The 12,411-nt window shown below is 63.2% G+C and carries 22 protein-coding genes and 1 pseudogene; 11 read left to right on the forward strand and 12 right to left on the reverse strand.

The features are described 5' to 3' along the window. Positions 1 to 137 precede the first annotated feature (137 nt). Positions 138 to 473: a hypothetical protein gene (locus J7I85_RS00785; protein ID WP_214845352.1), complete on the forward strand. Its 336-nt coding sequence runs from the start codon at positions 138 to 140 to the stop codon at positions 471 to 473. A 101-nt stretch (positions 474 to 574) separates the two neighbouring features. Then, entirely contained in the window at positions 575 to 760 is a 186-nt protein-coding gene (locus tag J7I85_RS25860) for a hypothetical protein (RefSeq protein WP_214845354.1), read from the forward strand. Here the strand turns inward: J7I85_RS25860 and J7I85_RS00795 are convergent. From J7I85_RS00795 to J7I85_RS25865, 3 genes and pseudogenes are all read right to left on the reverse strand, one after another. Beyond that, positions 730 to 1,197 (reverse strand): GNAT family N-acetyltransferase, encoded by a 468-nt coding sequence (locus J7I85_RS00795; protein ID WP_214845355.1) that lies wholly within the window; start codon positions 1,195 to 1,197, stop codon positions 730 to 732. The two genes, J7I85_RS25860 and J7I85_RS00795, sit on opposite strands and share 31 nt — an antisense overlap. Then, the gene (locus J7I85_RS00800) at positions 1,194 to 1,592 is read right to left on the reverse strand and encodes a TetR family transcriptional regulator C-terminal domain-containing protein (protein ID WP_251023771.1); all 399 of its coding nucleotides are present in this window, start codon (positions 1,590 to 1,592) and stop codon (positions 1,194 to 1,196) included. The genes J7I85_RS00795 and J7I85_RS00800 overlap by 4 nt, the downstream gene beginning before the upstream one ends. 36 nt (positions 1,593 to 1,628) lie before the next feature. Beyond that, a pseudogene (locus J7I85_RS25865) lies at positions 1,629 to 1,814 on the reverse strand (TetR family transcriptional regulator); the annotation flags it as partial. A 132-nt stretch (positions 1,815 to 1,946) separates the two neighbouring features. On the opposite strand from J7I85_RS25865, the gene J7I85_RS00805 reads away from it, so the two are divergent. Then, positions 1,947 to 2,510, forward strand: a complete 564-nt coding sequence (locus J7I85_RS00805; protein ID WP_214845365.1) for a hypothetical protein — start codon at positions 1,947 to 1,949, stop codon at positions 2,508 to 2,510. Positions 2,511 to 3,045: 535 nt separating this feature from the next. On the opposite strand, the gene J7I85_RS25465 is transcribed toward J7I85_RS00805, so the two are convergent. After that, positions 3,046 to 3,168 carry a hypothetical protein gene (locus tag J7I85_RS25465; RefSeq protein ID WP_285289484.1) on the reverse strand — a complete coding sequence of 41 codons (123 nt, stop codon included), beginning with the start codon at positions 3,166 to 3,168 and terminating at the stop codon, positions 3,046 to 3,048. A gap of 138 nt (positions 3,169 to 3,306) precedes the next feature. On the opposite strand from J7I85_RS25465, the gene J7I85_RS00810 reads away from it, so the two are divergent. Continuing rightward, entirely contained in the window at positions 3,307 to 3,921 is a 615-nt protein-coding gene (locus J7I85_RS00810) for a carbonic anhydrase (protein ID WP_308159349.1), read from the forward strand. A 183-nt stretch (positions 3,922 to 4,104) separates the two neighbouring features. Here the strand turns inward: J7I85_RS00810 and J7I85_RS00815 are convergent, their stop codons facing one another. Both J7I85_RS00815 and J7I85_RS00820 read right to left on the reverse strand, forming a co-directional pair. Further along, the gene (locus J7I85_RS00815; RefSeq protein ID WP_214845374.1) at positions 4,105 to 4,524 is read right to left on the reverse strand and encodes a hypothetical protein; all 420 of its coding nucleotides are present in this window, start codon (positions 4,522 to 4,524) and stop codon (positions 4,105 to 4,107) included. A gap of 68 nt (positions 4,525 to 4,592) precedes the next feature. After that, positions 4,593 to 4,883 (reverse strand): hypothetical protein, encoded by a 291-nt coding sequence (locus tag J7I85_RS00820; RefSeq protein ID WP_214845382.1) that lies wholly within the window; start codon positions 4,881 to 4,883, stop codon positions 4,593 to 4,595. A gap of 72 nt (positions 4,884 to 4,955) precedes the next feature. On the opposite strand from J7I85_RS00820, the gene J7I85_RS00825 reads away from it, so the two are divergent. From J7I85_RS00825 to J7I85_RS00835, 3 genes are all read left to right on the forward strand, one after another. Next, positions 4,956 to 5,399, forward strand: a complete 444-nt coding sequence (locus J7I85_RS00825; RefSeq protein ID WP_251023772.1) for a DUF3592 domain-containing protein — start codon at positions 4,956 to 4,958, stop codon at positions 5,397 to 5,399. A gap of 29 nt (positions 5,400 to 5,428) precedes the next feature. After that, positions 5,429 to 5,650, forward strand: a complete 222-nt coding sequence (locus tag J7I85_RS00830) for a hypothetical protein (protein ID WP_214845384.1) — start codon at positions 5,429 to 5,431, stop codon at positions 5,648 to 5,650. A gap of 85 nt (positions 5,651 to 5,735) precedes the next feature. Beyond that, positions 5,736 to 6,017 carry a hypothetical protein gene (locus J7I85_RS00835; protein WP_214845392.1) on the forward strand — a complete coding sequence of 94 codons (282 nt, stop codon included), beginning with the start codon at positions 5,736 to 5,738 and terminating at the stop codon, positions 6,015 to 6,017. A gap of 20 nt (positions 6,018 to 6,037) precedes the next feature. On the opposite strand, the gene J7I85_RS00840 is transcribed toward J7I85_RS00835, so the two are convergent. Beyond that, the gene (locus tag J7I85_RS00840) at positions 6,038 to 6,454 is read right to left on the reverse strand and encodes a CBS domain-containing protein (RefSeq protein WP_214845394.1); all 417 of its coding nucleotides are present in this window, start codon (positions 6,452 to 6,454) and stop codon (positions 6,038 to 6,040) included. Between the two features lie 297 nt (positions 6,455 to 6,751). Here J7I85_RS00840 and J7I85_RS00845 point away from each other — a divergent pair, with 297 nt between their 5' ends. Together J7I85_RS00845 and J7I85_RS00850 are read left to right on the forward strand one after the other, a co-directional pair. Beyond that, positions 6,752 to 7,036 (forward strand): GlsB/YeaQ/YmgE family stress response membrane protein, encoded by a 285-nt coding sequence (locus J7I85_RS00845; RefSeq protein WP_214845396.1) that lies wholly within the window; start codon positions 6,752 to 6,754, stop codon positions 7,034 to 7,036. Between the two features lie 213 nt (positions 7,037 to 7,249). Next, positions 7,250 to 8,155, forward strand: a complete 906-nt coding sequence (locus tag J7I85_RS00850) for a DNA/RNA non-specific endonuclease (protein WP_214845398.1) — start codon at positions 7,250 to 7,252, stop codon at positions 8,153 to 8,155. Positions 8,156 to 8,157: 2 nt separating this feature from the next. Here J7I85_RS00850 and J7I85_RS00855 read toward each other — a convergent pair whose 3' ends face one another. Together J7I85_RS00855 and J7I85_RS00860 are read right to left on the reverse strand one after the other, a co-directional pair. Next, on the reverse strand, positions 8,158 to 8,637 hold the full coding sequence (locus J7I85_RS00855; protein WP_214845401.1) for a nucleoside deaminase: 480 nt from the start codon (positions 8,635 to 8,637) through the stop codon (positions 8,158 to 8,160). An 87-nt stretch (positions 8,638 to 8,724) separates the two neighbouring features. Continuing rightward, the gene (locus J7I85_RS00860; RefSeq protein ID WP_214845403.1) at positions 8,725 to 8,994 is read right to left on the reverse strand and encodes a helix-turn-helix domain-containing protein; all 270 of its coding nucleotides are present in this window, start codon (positions 8,992 to 8,994) and stop codon (positions 8,725 to 8,727) included. Positions 8,995 to 9,205: 211 nt separating this feature from the next. Here J7I85_RS00860 and J7I85_RS00865 point away from each other — a divergent pair, with 211 nt between their 5' ends. Continuing rightward, entirely contained in the window at positions 9,206 to 9,793 is a 588-nt protein-coding gene (locus J7I85_RS00865; RefSeq protein ID WP_214845405.1) for a hypothetical protein, read from the forward strand. Between the two features lie 50 nt (positions 9,794 to 9,843). Here J7I85_RS00865 and J7I85_RS00870 read toward each other — a convergent pair whose 3' ends face one another. Beyond that, positions 9,844 to 10,242: a nuclear transport factor 2 family protein gene (locus tag J7I85_RS00870; RefSeq protein ID WP_214845412.1), complete on the reverse strand. Its 399-nt coding sequence runs from the start codon at positions 10,240 to 10,242 to the stop codon at positions 9,844 to 9,846. Positions 10,243 to 10,385: 143 nt separating this feature from the next. Beyond that, entirely contained in the window at positions 10,386 to 10,562 is a 177-nt protein-coding gene (locus tag J7I85_RS00875; RefSeq protein ID WP_214845414.1) for a CsbD family protein, read from the reverse strand. A gap of 605 nt (positions 10,563 to 11,167) precedes the next feature. Here J7I85_RS00875 and J7I85_RS00880 point away from each other — a divergent pair. Continuing rightward, the gene (locus tag J7I85_RS00880; RefSeq protein ID WP_214845416.1) at positions 11,168 to 11,755 is read left to right on the forward strand and encodes an alpha/beta hydrolase; all 588 of its coding nucleotides are present in this window, start codon (positions 11,168 to 11,170) and stop codon (positions 11,753 to 11,755) included. A gap of 289 nt (positions 11,756 to 12,044) precedes the next feature. On the opposite strand, the gene J7I85_RS00885 is transcribed toward J7I85_RS00880, so the two are convergent. Continuing rightward, positions 12,045 to 12,411 (reverse strand): DUF695 domain-containing protein (locus J7I85_RS00885; RefSeq protein ID WP_214845418.1); only part of this gene is annotated, 367 nt, incomplete at its 5' end.

The following is a 12,411-nucleotide window of genomic DNA, read 5'->3' on the forward strand; positions in this document are numbered from 1 at the left end:
CAATGACCGCCTGAATCCGCCAAAGCTCTAAGGGGCGAACCGACGGAAGAGCGGAACGCCGTGCGCTTCGATTCGCGTATCGGCCCCGTGGCAAATCGCCGTTGCATGGCAGCCAGACGCTAGGAGCCTGGTTTCCAATGGAGGATCTGAAAATGTTTGCCGCCAACCTTACCGCTGGTCTTGTCGAAGTCGGGGCGGTCCGGGTCGAGGGGGCAGGGTCCGACGCCACGGTGTTCATCCTAGCGAGCGACGACGGCGGGGAACCGAAGGAATACTGCTTAGCTGAGCCGCTGGGCGAGATCGCAGATGCCATCATCATCGACGAGGAGACCTGGCGCTCCACCTGGCCTGACTGGTCGTTGACCGCCGCGTCCATCGCCATGTTCTCGGTGCACGTCCAGGAGGCCATCGCCACGGCACCTCCCGGGGCAAACATCCTCCGCTTGGTGCCAGGTGGGGTCATCGCCGTCTAACAGTCCTGTCTAGCGCGCCTACAGACCAGCCTCTGATCCACGCAGCCGCTAGCGCCGCGAGTCCCGACATCACCAACGGTCCTGCCAGGAAGAAGCCATAAGTGGCGTCGCCGCACGCAACAACTTCGGCTCGGCGCCTGGGGCCGGTCCGGACCGGATTGAAAAACGTCGGCGCGTACCGGCAGTACCAGCGCGCGTTCGTCCTCTATTCGCCGGCTACCGGCACGCAGGTCTCGCGGGCTGCTATCCGCACCGCCTACGGGGCCGGATTGAGGTGTTTGGTGTAGCAGCGGCTGAGGTGTTTGTCCTGGTAGGGCGGGTAGTTGGTGATCGGGGTGTAGCCGGCGCGGGTATAGAGAGCGATGGCTTCGGGCTGGTGGATCGCTGTTTCGAGCCTGATGTCGGTGTAGCCGAGAGCCGCGGCGGCCTTTTCGGCTTGGTCAAGCAGTAGGGCGCCAATCCCTCGGCCTCGTGCCTGTGGTGCGACGTACATGCGTTTGAGTTCGGCGGCTCCGTCAGGGAGTTGCTGGATGGCGCAGCAGCCGAGCGGCGACCCGTTGATTTCAGCGAGCAGGAAGCGGATGTCGGGGTGAACGTGCAGGCCGCCCGTGCATTGTTCTTCTGGGTATCTGGCGTTGAGGTCGGCGTCGAGTTCGGCGACAAGGCCCTGGATTCGCGGGTCTTGAGCGTTGGTGGCGGTGATGACGGGTACGGTGTCGGTCATGGTGTGGGTTTCCTTTCCAGCATGAGGTCTAGTTGGGTGCGCAGGATGCACCGTTGGAGCTCCGACGGGTAGGCGGCAGGGTCCGTCACGGCGTTCAGGGCCAGTCCGTCCAGGCAGGCAACCAGGGCACGGACCCGCTGTTCCATCTCCCCGGCTGCAGGGCCGGCCCCGTACGCGGTCCGTGCAAGAGCGGTGAGGCGATCGATCCATGACGCGTGGCTGATTGTATGTTCCCGCAGCAGTTCCGGGTCGTGGCGGTTCGATAGCAGGAAGTATGACCAGACAACGGCTTCCAGGGCACGCTCATCGTCCAGCGGCAAAGCCTGCTCGGCAACGTCATACAAGGTGGCGCGGGCATCCTCCTGTGCGGGCAAAGCATCGATCCGCGCGGCCATGCGGGCGTGCATCGTTGACCGGGCATGAGCCAGCAGAGCCCTTTTGTCCCGGAAATAGTGTGCAACCATCCCCGTCGTGCAATGCGCCGCGGCAGCGACGGCGCGCAAGGTCAAGCCTTCCAGCCCGGACCGGGCAACGACCTGCCAAACCGCAACTGAGATTTCTTCGCGACGCTGGTGGTGATCAGCCTGACGGGGCATAGCGATACCTTTCCATAACATTTGTTACATTACATCTGTAATCCTACCGGAGCATGCTCTCGGGCTGTCAGCAGCATCCGGTACGTGCCGTGCCGTCAGCCGTTGTCCGAATGTCCGCGGCATTCGATGGCCTTCGCAACTACGCTTCTCCCCATGATGCCCACTCATCAGCAGCTGATCGGACTCCTGGCCCGCGCCGATCCCGGGTTTGTCGCCGGGGACTTCGCCACGAGGTTCAGGAGCGCTTCCGGGCCGGAGGGCGAGACGGGCTCTTTCCGGTACTTCCCGGGCGGTTTCTGGGAGGTCAGCACCGACGGTGCCGGCCGCTTCCTCATTGCTCCGTGGGGCATGCGGGTTGAGTTGGAATCAGGTGTCGTTGAGGAAGCCCCTGGCAGGGGCACGCCGCCCCGCTTTCCTCCGTGGTCTCTTGTGCTGCCGCGGTATTCGACCTTCCTGGGCCGGGAGCATGATGACTGGCAGATAGACGCAAGCCGGCCGCTGCTGGAGGAACCCGGCGCGCTGACCGCGGCGCTGACCAGTCTGGAGGACCCCCAGTACAAGGGCACCCTGACAGTCAGCACGGAAACCTACACGATCACATCCGTCGATCTGGGCCACATGGTACAGACGCTCGTCATCGTCCGTACCGAGCCCAACGATGACGACCGGGCAGCCTTGGAGGACATTAAGACCACCGTCAAGGACGGCGGCAGCTGACCGCGATTCGGGTCTCAGCCACGGTGCGAACGTCTCCGCTGACATGGCTGCTTCCTAGTCGTGGTCCGTTCGCGATTGGGTGTCCGCCGGGTCCGGGGTTTGCTGGAGGGCATGGCGTTCCGGACCCGGCTTTTCTGAAGCGGCGGGGGTCGCGGCGACCTTGCTTTTGCTTCAGGGACACCCTGAGTTTCCCGCCGGCGCATTGGAAAATGCGGGTGATGCCAGAAGGCCCGGTGTCTTCTGCACCCCGCATTTGCGGGGTCCGCCCATCACTCTCAAGGTCTTTCCAAGATTCACGGTACTGAGAGGGCAATCCGCTTCGGCCTCCGGCCCCGCTGCCGGCCGTTTCGTCAGCCTGGCACTGCGTCATCCAGCGCCTGCGCCTTGGCCTGATCGAGTTCGCCGCGGTGCAGCTTGGACCGTTGGAAGTGAAGCCAGACGCCGAGGTCGTGCTCTTCGCCGGCGATGACAGCTTTGGGCCGGGGCCAGTCGTTGCCGCGACCCGGTACGCAACGAGGGCTGTAAGTCTTTCCTGTCAGCGGGTCTCGTCGCTGTCTGCCCGCGGGGGAGTTTGCCAGTCGGGAAGTGCGGCCAGGCCGTCACGGTAGGCCGGGGCGAGCGTTCCGCCCGGGCGTCTTCGCGGCGCCGCTGCAGCCATGCCGCCAGTGTCCGTTCCGAGGTGCCTTCCTCGGTCCGGGACGGGTAGCGATCCGCCTCCTGGATGCTTCTAAATTCCGTCGAGGTTGTTGGCGTAATAGTTTCGCAGCCAGTGGCTCACTGCCCGTACAGTACCCCTGTGGCTACTTCTTTGACTCCTGCTCAGGCTTGGCAGCGCCTTCGTGAAGGTAATGAACGGTTCGTCTCCGGGCAGTCGATGCATCCGAATCAGGATGCCGCCCGGCGGTCGTCCCTGGCCGAAGGACAGAATCCCTTTGCGGTGATCTTCGGTTGTTCGGATTCGCGACTTGCTGCAGAGATCATTTTCGATTTGGGACTTGGGGATGCCTTCGTGGTCCGTACGGCCGGGCAGGTCATCGACGATGCGGTTCTGGGGTCGCTTGAGTACAGCATCAGCGAACTGAAGGTGCCTCTGATTGTGATTCTGGGCCATGACAGCTGTGGAGCGGTCAAAGCCACTAAGAGCGCGGTGGAGGCGGGTGAAATGCCGACCGGCTTTATTCGCGATCTTGTCGAGCGGATCACCCCGTCGGTCCTGACATCCCTGCGCAACGAAAAGCACGAAGTCAATGACATGGTCGTGGAACACGTCAAGCAGACCGCGGGTCGGCTGGCGGACACTTCACACGTGATTTCGGACGCTATCGAGAAAGGACAGACTGCTGTCATCGGCCTTTCCTACAGCCTTGGAGAGGGCCGTGTAGAACTTGTCTCCGGCATCGGAGAACTTTGACCCTGCGCTGATGCGGCACTGCCGGAACGCCCCGTCTTAAACCCGGATGAGTCGGACTTGGGGGGGCTGAGTTCCGTCTCGCTGTCGCCACAGGTTCCATCCTGCCATCCGTGGGGAACTAGCCGTTGGGAGGCAGCACACCGACGACATGTCCGCCACAAAAATGGGCCATCGGCAGGACATCTAGATGTGCCAGTTGAGGGAACGGCGTCTCGCGCGCGCTCCCGCGATCAGGATCAAAGCAATGAACGAGGCCATTCCCGCTACGCCGATTGCCATACGCGCCCAAGATGGCAGGCCCCACAGGCCATGGGCCGGCGACAGTAACCCAAAGACCCCGGAGATCAACAGGTAGCCTCCTCCTGCTGCCAGAAGCACGGACGAAATGATGAGCACCCACAACCTGGCCATCCGGAGCTTGGGTGCGAAGTTATCCGCGTACTGGCTTGGAGTTCCGAAGGCGGCGGTGGGGTCCTCGCCGGAGTCGGCGACATGGCTTTGGACCTCGCGCACGATCTGCGCTACTGCTGTTGCAGGAACACCCCGGAGTTCGAGTACTTCAGTCAGCTCTGTCGCATACTCTTCTTGCGGTGATTCAGTCACGGGTGCTGCTTCCATTCCTTGATGTCTGTCGTGCGTCGGTCTGCGGAAACAAGCTGGCCCCCGACCTGTCAGGTGCCGCGGGCCAGCTGGGCTGCTAGCAGGTCGGCGGCCAGGGCAGCCATAGCGGGCGTGGGCGGCTCGCGCTCTTCGCCGGGGTCGCCAAACCATTTGTGCCAGACGCCGGCGACAACCTCCGGCGTGATGGCGGTGCCTTCTTCGATGAGGGCGACGAAGTCGTTCATCTCCGGGTCGTACTCATCGGCCGGCGCTCCGAGGTCCAGGACTGCGAGCAGGTCATGGGCGTTCAGGATGTCGGTGACGGCGGCGCGGAGCCGGGTGTCGGTAGGGTTGGTGTCCATTGGCGCCATTCTAGAAGCATTCAGATCTTCAGGCGCCTGATAAGACGGGGCAATGTGCCTGGTAAATGCGACATGGGGGACGCTTTGAAAATCGTGCTGTACATCATCTGGATACTGTTCGCCGCGGCTGCGGCGGCTGCCTGCATTCACGCACTGCGGAAGACGCAGGCCCAGGAACGGCGGATCGAAGGCTGGCCCAAGGTCCAGGCTACCGTCACCGGAAGCCGGGAAGGCTGGACGTCGGGCGTCGGCAACACCAACAGGAACCGCCGGCACTGGCCGGTCTACCAGTTCACCGGGCCGCAGGACGTCCTGCACCTCGGGGAATCTGAGGTTTCCTACGCGCAGCGGCCTGTTCCCGGCTCTTCGGTGGAGGTGGCCTACAACCCGGACAATCCCAGCGAGTCATTCCAGGTCGAGCACCCGTCCAAACTTCTAATCGGCTGCCTGGTCCCCCTCTTCGGGCTCTTCGCGCTGGCCTCGTTCTGGTTCATCGGGGTCCTGCCGCTCGGATAATCGGAGCTGCCTCATGGCACACTGGCCCCATGGAGGAGATGATCACTTATCCCGAGCCGCCTGACATTCCGGCCGAGAAGATCCGGGAGCTGATCGACTACGCGAATCGGATGGCCGCGTCCATGGAAGCTGAGATGAAGGTGGTTCGCCGGCTGGGCAGGGCATCCCCGGAACACGACCTGAGCGAGATCATCGAAGGCTGGCGGTTCACGTCCCTGGCGATCAGGGAAAGCTACGACGGCCGATTCTGATCGGCGCCGGATGCATGCCTAAGGAGTTCGGCAACACGCGGCGCCGGTCCGCAACACTGTCGGACCCCTGGAGGAGCATGGAGCCATGACAGCTCCAACAGTTGAAGCGGCGATCCATGAACTGATGGATCTCACCTGGAATCTTGTCTACGGCCTGCTTGCGGAGCGGGGCTTGCTCGGGGACGGATTGTTCGTCGAGGACTACACCGGGATCCACTCCTGGCTGGAAGACCTCACCCGCTACACCATCGTCCATTCCCGGACGGTGGCGGTGCTGTTTGTGGACACCCGGCCGGTGGACGCCGTCGTGTTCCACCACGACCTGCTCGGCGCCGACGACCCGAAGAGCTTCTTCACGGTCCCTTAGTGCCGGACTGCGGGCGGCACCTAGTAGAACGAAATGAGTTCTACGAGTTCCCCGACGCGGTCTTCGGGGTAGTTCCGGGCGATGTCTGCCTGCGTAAGGATACCGACCAGGTCATGGCCGTCGATGACCGGCAGCCGGCGGACTTGGTGGTCCTGCATAGTCTTGATGGCGTCTTCTATCGAATCATCCGCACCGATGGTCACAGGCTTGCCCTGACCAAAGTCCCCGGCCTTTGCACTGCGCGGGTCGCCTCCCTCAGCGAAGCATTTGATGACAATGTCGCGGTCCGTGATCATGCCCTTGAGCCTGTTGTCCTCGCCGCAGATCGGCAGGGCGCCGACGTCCAGGTCTTTCATCTTCCGGGCGGCCGCTTCCAGGGTTTCAGTTTCACCGATGCATTCAACGCCGCCGGTCATAATTTCACGTACTGTCGTCATGGCGCTCTCCTGACACTGAGTGGCTGGGGTTTTAGACCGCGCCCGTGCCGCTGTCTTCGGTCGGCGAGCCAGGCGCATCAACGGTCACGCGTTAACGCTAAGTATGCTCAGCGTTAGTGTCCAGAGCCGGAAAGGTCCTTGCGGGGTGTCCGAGATTGGTCCCGGCGTTCCATGAGCCCAAGGTGTTTTCCCCCGGTTCAATCATGGATGCTTGTCAGATGCTAAGCACGCTGACCATACTCAGACTATGACCGGTGATAACCGGCCTGCAGCTAGCTGACAAGAAAGAAGCGCGCCATGGGAATCCTCGGATTTCTCATTCTGGGCCTGATCGCGGGAGCCATCGCGAAGGCCATCCTGCCCGGACGGCAGGGCGGCGGGTGGCTGGTAACCCTGCTCCTTGGCGTTGTCGGAGCGATCCTCGGCGGGTGGATCGGCTCACTCATCTTTGGCGGGGGCCTCGGAAGTTTCTTCAACCTCCGTACCTGGCTGCTGGCCATCCTGGGATCCGTCATCGCCCTGGGAATTTTCGCCGCCACAACGGGCGGGAGGCGGGGGATTTTTTCCCGGCGGAGGATTTGAACGGGCCCACTGCGGTCCTTCAGCGACTGGCGCCTCGGCGAAACCTCGTAAAGAGCCAGTTAGGGCGCAATGATCGGCCGCCGGTGGGCCCTTGTGCCTCGGCTGCCGCGGCGCAGCTTGAACGCTGGGTGTGCAGCCAGATGACGAGGCCGTGCCTTTTCGCTGGTGATTTCGTTCATTTGCCTGCCAGTATCCGTTGGTAAGGTCCCGCCCATGGACGAACTGCTGAGCGATCTAACCGCGACCACCGCCGCAACCGCGAAAGACTATTCCGGCCGGGAAGGCTTCGACACGTACTTCCTGGGTGTGCCCGTACCCCTGCCGGGCCTGGCCGCCGTGGAGACGGTCCTGCTGCCGTACACGCACTTCTCGGTGCTGATGCGCCTGGACAAGCGCCTTGCTGCAGTCACAGGAGTGGGCATCGACGGCAGCAAGCTCATGGACCTGGACCGGACGGGGATCCGATGGCGGCTGGATCCCCGCCTCCCCGCGGAACAGCAGACAGGGGAGCGGGTCTACGCCCGGAACGACATCGACCGCGGCCACCTGGTGCGCCGGTCCTCGGCAGTCTGGGGCGACACCGTTGCTGAGGCCGAGCTGGCCAATGAAGACACCTTCCACTACACGAACGCCGCACCGCAGGCGGCCAAGTTCAACCAGGGTCTGGAGCTGTGGCTGGGCATCGAGTCCTACCTTCAGGAACACGCTGCCCAGTACCGCAGCCGGGTCGTGGTCTTCACCGGTCCGATCTTCAGCACCCTCGATCCGGTGTACCGGGGCGTGGACATCCCGCTGCGCTTCTTCAAGGTCGCCGTCTTCATCCACGAAGGTGAACTGGCGGCCACCGGGTACGTGGTGGACCAGTCCCCGCAGCTGGCCGAGATACCCGAGGTGCCGCATCCCGGGGTCACGGAAGAGGCCCCGCCGCTGGGCCCGTTCCGCACCTTTCAGACACCCATCAGGGACATCGCCGAACTGACGGGCCTGGACCTGGACCAGCTGTCCGAGGTGGACCGGATGCCGATCGCCGCAACCATCGGAGCAGCCCCCGTGGGTTCCACCTGGCGTGAGCTGGGCGACCTGGAAGACCTTGACCTGGACTTCGACCTGGAGGACTAGTCCTACTCTGCGATGTCCTCCGCCCACAGGTCCGGGTTGCTGTCTTGGAAGGTGCGCATCATGTCCACGCAGCGCTGGTCATCCAGGACCACCACCTCAACGCCACGTGATCGGAGAAGGTCGAATTCGCCGTCGAACGTTCGCGCTTCGCCGACCACCACCCGGGGGATTTTGAACTGGATGATGGTTCCAGTGCACATGGCACAGGGGGCGAGGGTGGTGTAGAGCGTGGTGTCCCGGTAGCTCTTCTGCCGGCCGGCTGCACGAAGTGCGGACATTTCGCCGTGCGCGATCGGATCGCTGTTTTGGACTCGTTCGTTGTGTCCGCTGGCGATGACCACGCCGTCACGGGCTAGCGCTGCCCCGATGGGGATGCCGCCTTCGCTGAGACTCTCTTGGGCGGCCTGGTAGGCGGCTTCAAAGGCGGGGTCGGCAACTGCCTGTGCGCTCGGGGTGACAGCTGGGTGCTCTTCGCGGCTCATGCGGTCATCTTATGAGGCCGCGGTGATCGAGGACATGTGGCAGGTATCCAGAAAAGGAGGTGAGGGCCTTGTTGCCGGCGCGGCAGCCTACACCGAAGGCGACTCGTCTTCCGGCTTGCCGTCGTCGGAGGGGCTCGCCTGAGGAGCGCCGCCTGCCTGGTTGTGCCTGCTCAGCAGGTAGTCCCGCACTTCGTCCCGGTAAATGACCCACGTCGTGTCGATGAGGACACCGGGAATCTCGCCCTTCTTCAGCCACCGATACACCGTGGTCCTGTCCTTACCCAGGATCCGGGTCAGGTCGGTAACAGTCAGGACCGGGGACAGATTCTCAAACAGTTCGTCAATTCTGACCGACATTCGGTGGGTTCCTTCATCAAGTGCAGTATCTGGTCCGGCCATCGACACTACCGCAGCAGGGTCACTCGCCGAGCGCGCCGGCCGCCCACGTCGATGCCGCCGAAGCCCATTTCAAGAGGGCTCTCCTCACTCGGCAGTTCGGCATGAACTTGAACTAAGGCTGGCGCCGTGCATTCCAAGCCGCGCAGGGGCCAGATGGCATACTTTGTCGGTGACATCGCTGCTGAAGACCATGGCCCCATACGAGATGACGGCCTCCTGGGCCGTATGGCCCGCTGCGGCGCCGTACACCCGGACGAGCGACATTTCGTTCCCGACTGACGGACTCGACGGGGTCCTCCACGCCCGCTCCATCATCCTCGGTCTGAACCCGGGAGACTCCAAAGTGGAACGCCTGCCGTGGCAGAACTTCCACACCGGACCACGGCACAACGACCACTTCCTCGCCGAGGCCTTCCGTGACACCGTGCACTGGGGTGCCTACATGACGGACCTGCTCACCGAGGTCAACTCTAAATCGAACACCCTTGACCTGACCAGGGAGACAATACAGCGCGACGTCGCTGTCCTGGCAGGGCAGTTCCAAGCCCTGGGAGCCGCCGACCCGCTCATTATTGTCATCGGCAGGAAGACAGCGACGGCGTTCGCGAAGCACGAGCGTTATTTGGCAGACACCCTGGGCCTGACCAAGGTCCGGTGGGTCACGGTGCCCCATTACTCCGCAGCGAACAGCAGGGTCCACGGGAACAGCCCGGGCATGTACCGGCGCCTCGTCATGGATGCGCTGAAAGTCGTCTAGGCGTTTTCGAACGGCCAGGGGGCAAGCCCGGATTCTGCGGCCCTCTGTCATCACTCGGCCACGGTGTCCCCATGCCGGTGGGCGACCTTCCACTCACCGCCTTCGCGCCGGTAGATCTGGGTTGCCCGCAGGACGTAACTGCGCGGTACTCCGTCTACGGATGCCGAGGTGTGCTCCAGCCCCGCGGTGTACGCCACGTCGCCCACGACGTCGTAGGAGAGCAGCTCGAAGCGGTACGACGTGCAATCGGAGAACTGCCTGGCCAGGCCAGCGAAAAGCTCGTCGAGCTCCTGCTGCCCGAAGGCGTTGCGCCAGGCGCCCAGGACGCTTACCGGCTCCTTGCGGGACCAGAGCCCCCGGCGTGGTGCGGCGTCGCCGTTGTGGAGCGCCAGTTCCGCGTCGTGCAGGGAGGTCCTCACCCAGCTCAGGAAAAGATCTATGTCAGCCATGCCTCAGTCTGCTCCCTGGCGCGGCGGCTCCGCGTCGCGGTCCACCCGCATGGCGAAGGGGCGTCGCAGCGTCTCCGGCTCGTCCGCGCACAACAAAGGGCGCACCCCCATGTCAGAGATGCGCCCTTCGCCTCGTGTTCAGGTCAGTCCTTTTTGAAGGCGTCCTTGACCTTCTCGCCAGCCTGCTTCACATCGCCTTTGGCCTGGTCGGTCTGGCCTTCAGCCTTAAGGCTCTCGTCGCCTGTGGCGTTGCCTGCAGCTTCCTTGCCCTTACCGCCAGCCTTCTCGGCAGCGTTCTCAATCTTGTCGCCTAGTCCCATGGTGTTTCCTCCTCTGGTTGGCAGCCGATTGATACGGCTATGACCCCATCCTAAGCATGCTTACCATCCGGATTTCAAGTCCGGTGCGCCTGCTTGCATCCCGCTGCCAGTCTGCTTGCATGGAGGCGTGACTGAGCAGCCGCCGGCAGCCGTGACCGAAGATCTGGACCGGCTACGGGCAGCCCTTGCCGCCATTCCGGCCAAGACGCTCTGGTGTGAATTCCTGATGCTGTGACCTGAGCGGCGGCCCTGCAGGTGCGGAAGTTTTAGCCTCCCGATGGGTTCTCAACTGGTGTGCCGTCCGGGTCTTCCGTTATAGGGCGGTCGTCTTCGGGATCCGTATTCGGGTTGTCGCTTTGAGCGTCATCCTTGGGCTTGCCAAGCGGCTGTCGTCCTTCAGTTCCGGGATTGCTCACGATGTTCCTCCTGTTACTTTTCGTGCCGTGTCCGATGACGCAATCCCACCACAAACGGGCGCATGTTCACAGGGTCAACGAAGACATGCTGTGGCGGACACGCTGGCTGGGCTCTCGTGGGGCTCCTCCAGGGTTTACACCTGCCCTAACAGACCCCCAGGCGGCCGTGACCCCTTAGGGTCATTGCCTATGAGCAAAGAAACCGACAACCGCCCGACTCGATCCGTCCAGCGCGTCGTCATCGTCCACGGGTATGAAGCCGCACCGGACGCACACTGGTTCCCTTGGCTCCAAAGTGCACTCCAAGCCGAAGACATAGGCGTCACAGTCGTCCCTCTCCCTGCCCCGGAGGCTCCTGAAACGGCAGCCTGGGAGCACGCTGTCAGTGCTGCACTTGGAGTGCCTGATGTGAGGACGGTGATTGTGGCACATTCTCTCGGTGCGATCACTGCACTACGAGTGCTCGCGGCGCTTCCGGAGCCATGGGAGCTGGGCGGTCTTGTGTTGGTAGCAGGCTTCACCAGACCGCTGGAAGCATTGCCGGAACTCGATGGCTACCTCGCAACTGACGTTGATGTTGAACGCCTGGCGAGGAGTATTGCTGAGCGAACAGTCATCCGCTCCGATACGGAGCCCTTCGTGCCGCCGGCAGTATCTGATGACCTCGCCACGCGCCTCGACGCACGGCTGCAGGTTCACCCAGGAGCAGGACATCTCATGGCAGAAGACGGGGTGACAACCCTGCCAGCTGTGCTTGACCTGCTGCGGTCGCCCTAGGGAACGGCTATTCGTCGAGGATGCCGTCGCTGTTCTTCATCACCCCTGTCCATATGGAGTTGCCGCGTGAGGCAGAATCCCTGTGGGGTTGGTCTCAACGCTCTGCCCCGCCGGTCCGTAACCTATCGGCGCTCCACTGTCGGCGGAGTAACGGGGGCGATGGTCATTCAACGATGGGATCTTGTCATGGCTGCAGATATTGGCGTCGGATAGCCGAGCGACGCACTGAAGCGGGCCTCAACCATGCCGGGAACGGGCGGACACCCCCCCTGCGTTTGGGGCCCGCGGCTTAAGTGTATGGGCTGATGAGGGTCCATCCGGGGTCGTGGGTGTGGGTCGCTTCGATATGGGGTCGGGCTCCGGCGAAGCGGTCGATGGTGTCCCGGCCGTTCTGGTCTTCGGAGTCGGTGTAGTAGTGCAGGATGCGCCGGCCATTTGATGTCTGGGTGGCGACGAGCAGGCCACGGGGTCCGAGGGCTGCTCTCAGGTCCTCTTCGAGTCGGTGCAGGTCTATCGCTTCGTCGTAGTCAGGCAGCCCGTCGGGGCGGGTCTGCGGGTAACTGACGTGGAGGGCTGTGTGCAGGTCCAGCAGGGGGTGGTCGATCCACCGTAGGGGACGCAGGGCTCTGATGATCGTGCGTGGTCCCGAGGATGTT

This window comes from Arthrobacter sp. ISL-65 (assembly GCF_018613795.1).
Lineage (GTDB): Bacteria > Actinomycetota > Actinomycetes > Actinomycetales > Micrococcaceae > Arthrobacter.